Below are 11,906 nucleotides of genomic sequence, written 5' to 3' on the forward strand. Positions count from 1 at the left end.
ATTCCTCATCACGGAGCCCTTCATGCCCAACATACTCGTCAAAATTCCCACAGGCGCATTTCCCGACGCGGCCAGTGGAACTCCTATCCGCAGCATGAAAGAGGACGATGCTCTTGAAGACTTTACCCGCCGCGAGATCACCCTCAATGGTATTTCCAAGATCGTGTATGTCAGCGGAAATGGTGCTTCGGGACCGGCTGTAATCGTCATGCCGGAGTTGCCTGGTATCAGCCCACACGTTGCCCGCTTCAGCCGGTGGGTGCGCGATGCCGGTTTTACCGTCTACATGCCTTCTCTCTTTGGGCGCGACGGTGCGATACCGAGTGCTGAAGAGGGCGCGGCAATCTTCCAGAAAGTCTGCGTGAGTGCTGAGTTTCGCGCATTTGCCGCCAATCAATCAAGCCCGGTAACACAGTGGCTCAGAGCTCTTGCGCGTTTGGCGCACCAAGAGTGCGGCGGTCCGGGCGTCGGCGCCATTGGCATGTGTTTAACAGGAAATTTCGCCCTTTCAATGATGCTTGAGCCCGCGATGCTGGCAGCGGTATTGTCCCAGCCTTCACTGCCGTTCAATGATCCGGCTGGTTTGGAGATCGCACCAGAAGAACTCGCGGCCGTTCGTGAACGGCTTGAACGGGAGGATCTCACGGTGTTGGCTTACCGATTCGAAGGTGACAAGTTCTGCCGCGCGCAGCGCTTTGAGGCCTACTCTCAGGCTCTTGGCGACCGGTTTAAAGGTCGCGTGCTGCCCGACAATGCTGCGAATTCCGATGTCCCAGCATTTTTTGCACAGCACGTCACCACACCCCATAGCGTTGTGACGGTCCATTTAATCGATGAAGCGGGCCAGCCTACCGTCGCCGCTCGCGACGAAATTCTGTCGTTCTTTGTTCAGCGCCTTGCGAGCGAGACCTGCGACCTCAATCATTAAACTCACTCACTACTGTCCGGTTAATTTGGCCATGGCAAGCCGAATGGCAAGCATTGGCGCGGGTTTTCGGTCTATCTCATCTGGTGTCGATTTGAATCTTGATGTCTTGCTGCGCTTTTGCGGTGCGCGCCCTAAGCGTCGAAGGGCTAACGGACCTTCCTGCCGCAGCATCCGGCACATCGTGGACCCGGATGCCAAATTGACTTGCTAGTCAGCCAGGCGCGGCGCGATTTGACTGGGAGGCAAGTCCTTGAACGTCTCTCTGTTGAGTGTCGCCATCACGGCCTGGCGTCCGCTTCGCACAGATTGTTCGGTGGGCACACGTCGCGTCGTCTGCCTAGGTTTCGCTGATTGACCCTCAGGGGCATGCGCACAGGAGGCCTGTTTACGACTTCAATTGCGCGGAATAGCACTTAGGGGTTTGGGAGAGCACTCATGTCGCGTAGCGACGTGATGTGATCACCACACGCCGCGCAATCTTGCGAAGAGCGTCACCGTAGAATGACGGATTTGCGGCGGCAAGAAATGCCGCCCGGCGCGGCCGCCAGGTTTTTGGTTTTGGGGGAGCTCTCGTGTCGCGCAGCGACCTGATGTGATCACTACAAGCCGCGCAATCTTCCCAAAAGCGTGACGGTGGAGTGAACATATGCCCAATACACCAGCCTGCCCCCAGTGCGGCCAGGAAAATACCTACCCTGATGGCGACAACCTTGTGTGTGCCGACTGCGGACACGAGTGGTCGATGGTCGAAAGTGCGGCGGCCGACGACGATACAAACGCCGTGGTCAGGGACAGCAACGGCAAGGTGCTGGCCGACGGCGATGCCGTGGTGCTGATCAAGGACCTCAAGGTCAAGGGCTCGTCCATCACCCTCAAGATGGGCACCAAGGTCAAGAGCATCCGACTGGTCGGCGGCGACCATGAGGTGGACTGCAAGATGGACGCCGGCAGCTTCATGCTCAAGGCGTGTTACCTCAGAAAGGCCTGACGCGGCCCGCCTGATCTGGCGCCTGACCGTTCGGTTCAGTGATGGTGCCCGTGCTCGCCATGCACATGGCGGTGAGCAATTTCTTCTTCGCTGGCCTTGCGCACATCAGTGACGGTCAGGCTGAAACGCAGGGCCTTGCCGGCCAGCGGGTGGTTGCCGTCCATCATGACCGTGTCGCCCTTGATTTTGGTCACGGTAAAGGCATGCGCCTTGCCGTCGTTGTCGCGGCCTTCGAGTTGGCCGCCGACTTTCACGCCGGGCGGGAACTGGCTTTTGGGAATGGTCCGCAGCAGCGCTTCATCACGCAGGCCAAAGGCGTCTTCGGGTTGCAGTTCCAGCGTGGTCTGGTAGCCGCGCGTTTTTCCTTCCAGTGCTTCCTCGATTTTTGGCAAGGTGTTGCCATAACCTCCGTGCAGGTAAACCATGGGTTCCTTGCTTTCTTCAATCAGCTTGCCCCCGATTTCGGAGACCTTGAAGCGCAGGGTGACGGCGGTGTCTTTTTCAATGTTCATGACGGGTCTTGGTGGGGTGACAAAACCCCATTTTCGCGCAAAGACGGCCGGGCTCAGTGTCTCAGTGCAACTGCCTGTCGGCTTCGGCGGTCAGGGCGGCGGAAATCGAGTCCAGCACGGCCGACTCCAGGTTCCAGCAGTGCCAGAACAGCTGCACCGGCAGGGTGTGCTGGGGCGCGACATTGACCAGCTCGCCGTCGTCGATCAAGCCGCGCACCAGCAGTTCCGGCAACACGCTGACCCCCCATCCGGCCAGTGCGGCGCGCAGCTGCCCCTCGGAGCTGGGAACAAACAGCTGGCTCAGCGAGACCCGCTTGAGGCCGACCGCCCGGGCGACAAATTCGCTTTGCATGTCGTCCTTGCGGTTGAAAGCCACGTAGGTGAGGGTGCGAAAATTCGACGCGTCCAGCCCGCCGGGCAGATGGTTTTTTGCATACGCCGGTTCGGCCACGGCGACATAGTGCATGGCACCAAGCTGGGCCACCTTGCACCCGCGCAGGGCCTGTTTCAGGGTGGTGACGCAGCCCAGCACATGGCCCTGGCGCAACCAGTCGTGCGTGAAATCCTGGTCGTCGACCATGATTTCGACCGGCAGACCCTGTCTGACCAGGCCGGTCAGGGCATCGAGCGCCCAGCTGGCAATGCTGTCCGCGTTGACCGCAATCGAGATGCGCTCTTCCTCGCGGACGCCACCCGACAGGCCCGGCGCCAGCTCCTTGAGGTCGCGCTCCAGGTCGGCGCGTATCAGGCGCAGCTGGCGGGTGTGTTTGAGCAGCAGCTTGCCGGCCGAGGTGGCTTTCAGCGGCCGGCTACGCACGATCAGGATGGCGCCGACCTGGCCCTCCAGCACCCGCAGGCGCTGCGAGATGGCCGATTGCGTGACGTTCAGGCGCTGGGCGGCGCGCTCAAAACCGCCTTCTTCAACAATGGCGGCCAGGCATTCGAGGGCAAGCGGATCGTACATAGACTTATTAGCCGTCCTAATGATTTGCCAAAGAGTTTAACGAGGCTGTTCATTTGCGGCAAGCGCAGCCAGACTAGGGCCTGCTCACACTATTTATGCAAGGTGCGTTGCGAGTCAAAAAGGCCATGCGCGAGGCGCAAAACGCAGCCGGGCTGGCGCCCGGCAGGGCTTTGCAACGCTGCGCATGGCCTTTTTGGCCGCAACCCGAAGGGAACATGGTTAAAACAGCACCACTCGTCGTTGCACTCCTAGCCCAGCCGCCCAGGCTGAGCGTCGTCGCGCGCCTAGATTGGCGCTGTTTTAACCACGTTCGCACTTGTATAAATAGTGTGAACAGGCCCTAGCCCATGAAAATCATTGTCATGGGCGCGGGAATCATCGGTGTCAGCACGGCCTGGCATCTGGCGCAGCGCGGGCACGAGGTGACGGTGGTGGAACGCCAGAGCGGCGCGGCCATGGAAACCAGTTTTGCCAATGCCGCGCAGATTTCCGTGAGTTACTGCGAACCCTGGGCCAACCCGCAGGCACCCGCCAAGCTGCTCAAGTGGATGTTTCGCAACGATGCGCCGCTGCTGTTCCGGCCCACGCTCGACTGGCGCCAGTGGCGCTGGGGCCTGGAGTTCCTGGGCCAGTGCACCGACGCAGCCTTTCGCCGCAATGTCGAGCAGATCGTGGCGCTGGGCGTTTACAGCCACGCGGCGCTCAAGGACATCGTGCAGGGCACCGGCATTGTCTACAACCGGCTCGAGCGCGGCATCGCGCATTACTACACCGACCAGGCTTCGTTTGACGCGGCCGCGCAGGCCGCCGCGCTGATGCGGGGTTTTGGTGTGGACCGCCGGGTGGTCAGCCGCAGCGAGCTGTTTGTCATTGAACCGGCCTACCGATCGTTTGCCGATCACATCGTGGGTGGCACCTACACCGCCAGCGACGAAAGCGGTGACGCGCGGGTCTTCACCCAGGAACTGGCGCAACGCTGCGAAGCGGCCGGGGTGCAGTTTGTCTACGGCCACGACATCGTGCGGCTGGAAAAAACCGGCGGCGAGGTCAGCGCGCTCCAGCTCCGGCAGCGCAGCACCGGCGAGTTGCTGACGTGGCGTGCCGACGCCTACGTGGTGGCCTGCGGTTCCTGGTCTGCGCCACTGTTGCGCACGGCCGGCGTGGATCTGTCCATCTACCCCGGCAAGGGCTACAGCGCCACCTTCAAGCTGCTCAAGCCCGAACGCGCGCCCTGGGTGAGCACCATCGACGACGAGGTCAAGTGCGCCATCAGCCGTCTTGGCGACACCCTGCGTGTCGCCGGCACGATCGAGGTGGCCGGTTACGACCTGTCGCTGGACACGCCACTGGCCAGGGCGCGCTGCCAGATGCTGGCCGATCGCATCGAGCAGGTGCTGCCGGGCGTGTGCGACACCCGGAATGAAGCCCAGGGCGGCCAGCCCAACTTCTGGGCCGGCCTGCGCCCCGCGACGCCGACCAACATTCCGTGCATAGGCCGTACCCGCGTCGGCAAGCTCTGGGTCAACGCCGGCCACGGCACGCTGGGCTGGACCCACGGTGCCGGATCGGGCAAGGCCATCGCCGAGCTGATCGACGGCCAGCGGCCAGAACTGAGGTTTGGCTTCCTCGGGGTTTGATCTTTATCTTTACTTCGCAGGGGCATGTGGACGGGGGCAGGTCAGTCGGGCCCACCTGAAGGCAGAATCAGCGCAACAAACGCGCCTGTCCTGTTGTGAAATCTGCCCGCTCCTGCCTCTCCCCTGTCATCGCCTGCCTGACCCTGGCCGTGGCTGTCCCGTCCAGCGCCCAGACGCTGGCACCCATCAGCGTCACCGCCACCCGCACCGAACTGGCGCCCTTCGACGTGCCGGCCTCGGTCGATGTACTCGACGGCGAACGTATTCGTGGCGATGGGCGCGCTCAGGTCAACCTGTCGGAAAGCCTGGCGCTGGTGCCCGGCTTGTTGGCGCGGGACCGGCAGAACCAGGCGCAGGACCTGCAACTGTCGGTGCGTGGCTTTGGCGCACGGTCGACCTTCGGCGTGCGGGGTGTGCGCCTGTACGTGGACGGCATTCCCGCGACCATGCCCGATGGCCAAGGCCAGCTCTCGCACATTGACCTGGCCTCGGTCGGACGCCTGGAAGTATTGCGCGGCCCGTTTTCGGCGCTGTACGGCAATTCGTCCGGCGGCGTTTTGCAGGTCTTCACCGAAGAAGGGCAGGGCAGCCCGGTGCTGGGCAGCAGCGCGGCGAGCGGCTCACACGGCCTCCGGCGTTTCGACATCAAGGCCAGCGGTGCCGCCGGCGCCTTGGGGTATGTGCTGAGCGCCGGTCGGCTGAGCAGCGATGGGTATCGCGACCACAGCGCGGCAACACGCGAGGGAGCCAACCTGCGGATGGACTGGGCGCTGGACAACGATCGCAAGCTGACCCTGCTCGCCAACACCTTGTCGGTGGAGGCGCAGGATCCGCTGGGCCTGAGCCGCGCGCAGTTCGATGCGGCCCCGAGCAGCGCCGACGCCTCGGCCACCACCTTCAACACCCGCAAGACGGTGCGCCAGAACCAGCTCGGCGCGCTCTACGAGCAGCGGGTCGATGCCGGCAACCAGCTGCGCCTGATGGTGTACGGCGGCGAGCGGGCCACCACCCAGTTCCAGGCCATCCCCACGGGTGTGCAGGCCAACCCCCTGCACCCCGGCGGCGTGATCGGCCTGGCGCGCGACTACGGCGGGCTGGACCTGCGCTGGACCACCCGCACCCTGTTGGCACAGCGTCCGCTGGAGATCGTCGGCGGCCTGGCGTATGACGCGATGAAGGAAACGCGGCGCGGCTGGCAGAACTTCCAGGGAACAACACTTGGCGTGCAGGGCGCCTTGCGGCGCGAGGAAGACAACCGCGTTTCCAGCCTGGACCCCTACCTGCAAGCCACCTGGAAGCCTGCTCCGCACTGGACCGTGAACGCCGGTGTGCGCCACAGCCTGGTGCGTTTCAGTTCCGCGGACCGCTACATCTTCGGCACCAATGGCGACGACAGCGGCAGCGTGTCTTACCGCGCCACCTTGCCAGCGGCCGGCCTCACGTATGCGCCGTCGGCGCAGTGGCGGCTCTACGCGGCCGCCGGGCGTGGTTTCGAAACGCCGACCTTCAATGAACTGGCTTACCGGCCGGCCGGCACCGGACTGAATTTTGCACTGCAGCCCTCACGCAGCGACAACCTCGAAGCCGGCGCCAAGTGGCGCAGCGCCACCGGCTCAGCGCCACGCATCGAGGCCACGGCGGCTGTCTTTCATACGGCCACGCAGGACGAAATCGTCACGCAGTCCAATGTCGGCGGCCGCAGCACCTTCCGCAACGCGGGTGCCACACGCCGGCGCGGGCTGGAGCTGGCAGGCAGCATCGCGCCCGCACGGCACTGGCTGGCGCAGCTGTCCTACACCTTGCTGGACGCCAGCTACCGCGACGCCTTTGCCTGCCCGGTCAACGCCAGCCTCTGTCCAGGCGGCGTGGTGGCAGCGGGCAACCGCCTCCCCGGCACCGCGCGCCATGCACTGGCCGGCGAGTTCGGCTGGCGGCCGCCCACCGGCTGGCGTGCCGGCATGGACGCGCGTTACCTCGGCAGCGTGGCCGTCAACGATGTCAACAGCGACGTGGCGGCGTCCTTTGTGGTGCTGGGCGCCCATGTTGGCTACGTGGCCGAGATCCATCGCTGGACCCTGTCGGCTTCGGCGCGCATTGACAACCTGAGCAACCGCCGCTACGCAGGCTCGGTCATCGTCAACGAGGGCAATGGCCGCTACTTCGAGCCGGCAGCCGGCCGAAACCACGTGTTGAGCGTGTCGGCGAATTACCGGTTTTAGGCGGCGCGGCACAATAAGCTCTCCCGCACAACGCTCCGACTTTTCCCCATGCACACCACCGCCCTCGTCCTGTTCTCCGGTGGCCAGGACTCCACCACCTGCCTGGCTCAGGCACTGTCTAAATACCAGCGCGTGGAAACCGTGGGTTTTGACTACGGCCAGCGCCACAGCGTCGAGTTGCAGGCGCGCCTGGTGGTGCTGCGCGAAATCAGGGCGCAGTTTCCGCAGTGGGCGTCCAGGCTTGGCGAGGATCATTTTCTGGACCTTGCCGTGCTGGGGCAGGTCAGTGAAACCTCGCTGACGCGCGATACGGCCTTCAAGATGGAAAGTTCGGGCCTGCCCAACACCTTTGTGCCGGGGCGCAACCTGCTGTTCCTGACGCTGGCGGCGGCGCTGGCCTACCGGCGCGACCTGCAAGTGCTGGTCACCGGCGTGTGCGAAACCGATTTTTCAGGCTATCCCGACTGCCGCGACGACACCATGAAAGCCATGCAGCTCGCCTTGTCGCTGGGCATGGACAAACGCTTCCTGATCGAGACCCCGCTGATGTGGATCGACAAGGCGGAGACCTGGGCGCTGGCCGAAGTGCTGGGCGGCCAGGCGCTGGTGGACTTGATCATTGAGCACACCCACACCTGTTACCTGGGCGATCGCACACACCGCCAGGCCTGGGGTTATGGCTGCGGCCAGTGCCCGGCCTGCGAGCTGCGCTTGCGGGGGTATGCGGCTTACAGGGCGGGGTTGCCGCAGGCACCCACCCGTTCGGGCTGAGCTTGTCGAAGCCCTTCGACGAGCTCAGGGCGAACGGAGAAAAGGATAATGCTTACGCGCGGGTTTCCGTCAGCCGGTACAGCGCGGCTGCGCCTTCAGGCTGCTTCTCAAGCTCCCAGCGCTTGCCGTGAAACGCCGCCACCGTGGGTCGGTGTGCTATGGAAATAATAGCGCCTCCTGCTTGCCGGGTCTGGGCCAGCAGCCGTTCATACAGTGTTTTTTCGGCGTCCTCGTCGAGCGCGCTGGTGGCTTCGTCGGCAAACAGCCAACTGGGCTTTTTCAGCAGCACGCGGGCGATCGCCAGGCGCTGCTGTTCGCCGCCCGAGAGTTTCTGGCTCCAGGCGTCTTCATCGTCCAGCCGCTGTGTCAGCTTGGGCAGCAGGGCGTCTTCCAGCGCCTGCCGCAGTTGCGCGTCGCTGTAGCTGGCGGCCGGTTGCGGGTAGGCCAGCGCATCGCGCAGGCTGCCGTTCGGAAAGTAAGGGCGTTGCGGGATGAACATGGTGTTGGCCGGCAGACGGGTAGAGCCGCGGCTGAAGGGCCAGATGCCGGACAGCGCGCGAAACAGCGTCGATTTGCCGCTGCCCGACGGGCCCTTGATCAACACGTTCTCGCCGGCGTCGGCATGCAGCGTGACACCTTCCAGCAGCACTGCCCCGGTGGGCAGGGCCACGGTCAGGTCCTGCGTGTCCAGGCTGGTGGAGGTGCTGTTAGTTGCTACTGAATTCATAGCTGTTTGCGCCCGCTGCGCCTGGGCCAGAGCCGTAAAACTCTCTTCAAAACTGGTCAGGCGGTCGGTGGTGGCGCGCCAGGCGGCCAGGCTGCTGTAGTTGTCGACAAACCAGCTCAGCGAGTCCTGCACGCGGCCGAAGGCCGACGAGATCTGCATCAGCTGCCCGAGCTGGATGGCGCCGCTGAAAAAGCGCGGTGCCGCCACCACAAAGGGAAACACCACGGCGGCCTGGCCGAAGAAGTTGGTGAACCAGATCAGGTTTTTCTGCTTCTTGATCAGGGTCAGGTAGTTGCCCAGCACGGTGGAAAAGCGGCTTTCCAGGTGCACACGCTCGACCGTTTCGCCCTTGTCGAGCGCAATCGATTCGCTGTACTCACGCACCCGCACCAGGTGGTGGCGGAAGTCGGCCTCGTAACGCTGCTGCAGGAAATTGAGCCGGATCTGCGGCCGGCCGATGTAGTGCGTGATGATGCTGCCGACCGCGCAGTACAGCACCGCCATCCAGACCATGAAGCCGGGAATGTTGAAGCTGGTGCCGCCCAGCGTGAAGCCAAACGGCCCCGACAGGCCCCACAGGATGCCGACAAAACTCAGCAGCGTCACCACGGCGTTGAGCAGGCCCATGCTCAGGGAGATGGTGTAGGTGGTGAACAGGTTCAGGTCTTCCTGGATGCGCTGGTCGGGGTTGTCCGGCGCCGCCGTGCCATTGCCCCCATCACCATTCGCGCCATTCGCGGCATTGATCGCATAGCGGGCCAGCTCCATCCGGTAGAAGGCATGGTCGGCCAGCCAGCGCTGCAGGTAGTGGGTCGTCATCCAGGCGCGCCAGCGGATCTCCAGCAGCTGCGTCAGGTAAAAGCGGTAGACCGCGATGATGATGAAGGCAAACGCCAGGTAGGTGAAGCGCCCGAGCTGCTCCCAGAACACAGGCTGGTTCTTGTCCTGCAGCGCGTCGTAAAACACCCGGTTCCATTCGTTGAGCAGCACCAGCATGTAGACCGCGCCGAGGTTGAGCAGCACGATGGCCAGCAGCAGGCCGCGCGCCTTCCATTTGTCTTCGGACGCGAAGTAGGGCCGGGTCAGCGCCCAGGCCTTGCGGCAGAAGTCCTTGAAGGCGGCGAACTTGCCGGGCACGGTGGGAGCCAGGGGCGTCTGGGGCATGGGAGTCATCCTTGGAGGATTGAAGGAGGCGGAAATGGCAGCCAGTGTAGTGCCGCACCCTGTCGCGTGGGTGAATGGCCGCCGGGGCGGAACTCGCTAGGATGGCCGGATGACCACCTCCACGTCCCCCGAAGGCAGCATCGACTGCACCGTGCGCGGCCCCCTGCTGCTGATCGCCATCAACCGCCCGGCCAAGCGCAACGGCTTCACGCCGAAGATGTTCCGCGAGCTCGGCGAGGCGTACACCCTGCTGGACGACGACCCGGCGCTGCGTGTCGGCGTGTTACACGCGCTGGGCGAGCATTTCACCGCCGGGCTGGACCTGCCGACGATTGCGCCGCTGATGCAGCGCGGCGAAAAAGCCGTGCCGCTGGGCCTGGTCGATCCGCTCAATCTGGGCATGGAAGGTTACCGCCGCCGCAGCAAACCCATGGTGGTCGCGGTGCAGGGCATCACTTTCACGCTGGGCATTGAGCTGATGCTGGCGGCCGACATCGTGGTGGCCGCCGACGATTGCCGGTTTTCACAACTCGAGGTCAAGCGCGGCATCATGGCCACCGGCGGCGCCACACTGCGCATGGCCGAACGTGCCGGCCTGGGCAATGCGCTGCTGCACCTGCTGACCGGCGACGAGTTCGGCAGTGCCGAGGCCCTGCGGCTGAACTTCGTGCAGAAGGTGATGCCCGCCGGGCAGGCGCTGGACGAGGCTTTGCGTATCGCGGAAGCGATTGCCGCACAGGCACCGCTGGCGGTGGTGGCGACGCGAAAAAACGCACTCAAGGCGGTGGAGCAGGGCCCGCTGGCCGCCATGCAGGACTTCATCACCGTGCAGCAGGGGCTGGCGCGCAGTGAGGACGCGGCAGAGGGTGTGCGCTCGTTTGTGGAAAAACGCGCCGCGCAGTTTCAGGGACGCTGAGCTCAGGACAGCGGGTTGGAGACGCCGCTGACCACATGGCCGGAAGGCACATGCTGCGAGGCCGCGTTGACATGGCCGGTCTGGTCGTCGAAGAAAAAGTCCGGCTCGAACTCGCGCAAAAACTCGCCCTTGGCCAGGCCGCCCAGGAACATGGCTTCATCCACCTCGATGTTCCAGTTCATCAGCGTGCGGATCGCGCGTTCATGCGCCGGCGCGCTGCGCGCCGTGACCAGCGCCGTGCGTATGCGCATGCGCGAGGTGCCGACCTGCTGCAGCCGGTGCAGCGCTTCGAGCAGCGGCTTGAAAGGCCCGGCCAGCAGCGGCTGCGCGGCCTTGTCACGTTCATGCGCCTGGAAGGCCGACAGGCCCTGCGCCTGGAACACGCGTTCGGCCTCGTCGGAAAAAATCACCGCGTCGCCGTCAAAGGCGATGCGCACCTCGTGGGGATGCTGGTCGCTGGCGTGCGCCGACTGCGGATAGACCTGCGCGGCAGGCACGCCGGCGGCCAGCGCCTCGCGCACGTCGCTCAGGTGGGTGGACAGAAAAAGATTGGCGTGCAGCGGTTTGAGGTAGCGCCACGGCGGCTCGCCACGGTTGAAGGTGCCGCGCTGGATGGCCAGGCCGTAGTGCTGGGCCGAGCGGAACACCCGCATGCCCGAGACCGGGTCGTTGCGCGAAAGGATCACGACCTCGACGCGCTGTGCCAGCTTAGACGTGCTGGGGGGCGCAGGATTTTCCGACGGGCCGCCCCTAGGAAAATCAGCCCCTTTTCCCGATGAAAGGGGCAGCGAACCGCCGTAGGCTCGCGAAGCGACGAGCGTGGGGGCCAGTTCTTCGTCCAGGCTGTCGGGCGCGTCGTTGAAGGCCAGCAGCTTTTTGACCAGCGAAAAGGCCACGCCGGGTTTGGCCGGCACGTCGAGCCGGTCCAGCTGCAGCTGCATGTAGGCGGCATCGCGTTTGGTGCCGGGCGCGGGCGGCTGGCCCAGGCCATCCTCGAAGACGCGGTTTTCTTCCTCGAAATCAAACAGCGCGCGCGATGAAATCGCCACCACCAGTTGTCCGTCCAGAGTTGCTGCCATG

At 64.3% G+C, this 11,906-nt stretch carries 10 protein-coding genes; 6 read left to right on the forward strand and 4 right to left on the reverse strand.

Annotated elements, in window-relative coordinates:
- The first annotated feature begins 94 nt into the window (after window positions 1-94).
- Together PSV26_RS02065 and PSV26_RS02070 are read left to right on the forward strand one after the other, a co-directional pair.
- Window positions 95-928 carry a dienelactone hydrolase family protein gene (locus PSV26_RS02065; RefSeq protein WP_300567140.1) on the forward strand — a complete coding sequence of 278 codons (834 nt, stop codon included), beginning with the start codon at window positions 95-97 and terminating at the stop codon, window positions 926-928.
- 646 nt (window positions 929-1,574) lie between these two features.
- A complete protein-coding gene (locus PSV26_RS02070; protein ID WP_300567070.1) occupies window positions 1,575-1,916 on the forward strand; it encodes a zinc ribbon domain-containing protein YjdM in 342 nt (113 codons plus the stop codon).
- A 35-nt stretch (window positions 1,917-1,951) separates the two neighbouring features.
- Here PSV26_RS02070 and PSV26_RS02075 read toward each other — a convergent pair whose 3' ends face one another.
- Window positions 1,952-2,428, reverse strand: coding sequence for a peptidylprolyl isomerase (locus PSV26_RS02075; RefSeq protein ID WP_300567073.1), 477 nt, complete (start codon window positions 2,426-2,428; stop codon window positions 1,952-1,954).
- Between the two features lie 61 nt (window positions 2,429-2,489).
- Window positions 2,490-3,392 (reverse strand): LysR family transcriptional regulator ArgP, encoded by a 903-nt coding sequence (locus tag PSV26_RS02080; protein ID WP_300567077.1) that lies wholly within the window; start codon window positions 3,390-3,392, stop codon window positions 2,490-2,492.
- A gap of 347 nt (window positions 3,393-3,739) precedes the next feature.
- Between PSV26_RS02080 and PSV26_RS02085 the strand changes: the two genes are divergently transcribed.
- The 3 genes from PSV26_RS02085 (at window position 3,740) to queC (ending at window position 8,019) form a co-directional block, all read left to right on the forward strand.
- Window positions 3,740-5,029, forward strand: coding sequence for a D-amino acid dehydrogenase (locus PSV26_RS02085; RefSeq protein ID WP_300567080.1), 1,290 nt, complete (start codon window positions 3,740-3,742; stop codon window positions 5,027-5,029).
- Between the two features lie 95 nt (window positions 5,030-5,124).
- A complete protein-coding gene (locus tag PSV26_RS02090) occupies window positions 5,125-7,248 on the forward strand; it encodes a TonB-dependent receptor (protein ID WP_300567082.1) in 2,124 nt (707 codons plus the stop codon).
- A 48-nt stretch (window positions 7,249-7,296) separates the two neighbouring features.
- Entirely contained in the window at window positions 7,297-8,019 is a 723-nt protein-coding gene (gene queC, locus PSV26_RS02095; protein WP_300512201.1) for a 7-cyano-7-deazaguanine synthase QueC, read from the forward strand.
- Window positions 8,020-8,071: 52 nt separating this feature from the next.
- On the opposite strand, the gene PSV26_RS02100 is transcribed toward queC, so the two are convergent.
- Entirely contained in the window at window positions 8,072-9,910 is a 1,839-nt protein-coding gene (locus PSV26_RS02100) for an ABC transporter ATP-binding protein/permease (protein ID WP_300567085.1), read from the reverse strand.
- A 109-nt stretch (window positions 9,911-10,019) separates the two neighbouring features.
- Here PSV26_RS02100 and PSV26_RS02105 point away from each other — a divergent pair, with 109 nt between their 5' ends.
- The gene (locus PSV26_RS02105) at window positions 10,020-10,826 is read left to right on the forward strand and encodes a crotonase/enoyl-CoA hydratase family protein (RefSeq protein WP_300567089.1); all 807 of its coding nucleotides are present in this window, start codon (window positions 10,020-10,022) and stop codon (window positions 10,824-10,826) included.
- A 2-nt stretch (window positions 10,827-10,828) separates the two neighbouring features.
- On the opposite strand, the gene PSV26_RS02110 is transcribed toward PSV26_RS02105, so the two are convergent.
- Window positions 10,829-11,905 (reverse strand): 5'-nucleotidase, encoded by a 1,077-nt coding sequence (locus PSV26_RS02110; protein ID WP_300567092.1) that lies wholly within the window; start codon window positions 11,903-11,905, stop codon window positions 10,829-10,831.
- Between the last annotated feature and the right edge of the window lies 1 nt (window position 11,906).

The sequence above is a fragment of the Polaromonas sp. genome (genome assembly GCF_029945685.1).
Classification (GTDB): domain Bacteria; phylum Pseudomonadota; class Gammaproteobacteria; order Burkholderiales; family Burkholderiaceae_C; genus Polaromonas.

Bases quoted from the DNA above. Each gene is read 5' to 3' on its own strand.
- PSV26_RS02070 (WP_300567070.1), top strand. From the start codon at position 1,575: ATGCCCAATACACCAGCCTGCCCCCAGTGCGGCCAGGAAAATACCTAC.
- PSV26_RS02085 (WP_300567080.1), top strand. From the start codon at position 3,740: ATGAAAATCATTGTCATGGGCGCGGGAATCATCGGTGTCAGCACGGCC.
- PSV26_RS02065 (WP_300567140.1), top strand. From the start codon at position 95: ATGAAAGAGGACGATGCTCTTGAAGACTTTACCCGCCGCGAGATCACC.
- PSV26_RS02100 (WP_300567085.1), bottom strand. From the start codon at position 9,910: ATGCCCCAGACGCCCCTGGCTCCCACCGTGCCCGGCAAGTTCGCCGCC.
- queC (WP_300512201.1), top strand. From the start codon at position 7,297: ATGCACACCACCGCCCTCGTCCTGTTCTCCGGTGGCCAGGACTCCACC.
- PSV26_RS02105 (WP_300567089.1), top strand. From the start codon at position 10,020: ATGACCACCTCCACGTCCCCCGAAGGCAGCATCGACTGCACCGTGCGC.
- PSV26_RS02080 (WP_300567077.1), bottom strand. From the start codon at position 3,392: ATGTACGATCCGCTTGCCCTCGAATGCCTGGCCGCCATTGTTGAAGAA.
- PSV26_RS02110 (WP_300567092.1), bottom strand. From the start codon at position 11,905: ATGGCAGCAACTCTGGACGGACAACTGGTGGTGGCGATTTCATCGCGC.
- PSV26_RS02075 (WP_300567073.1), bottom strand. From the start codon at position 2,428: ATGAACATTGAAAAAGACACCGCCGTCACCCTGCGCTTCAAGGTCTCC.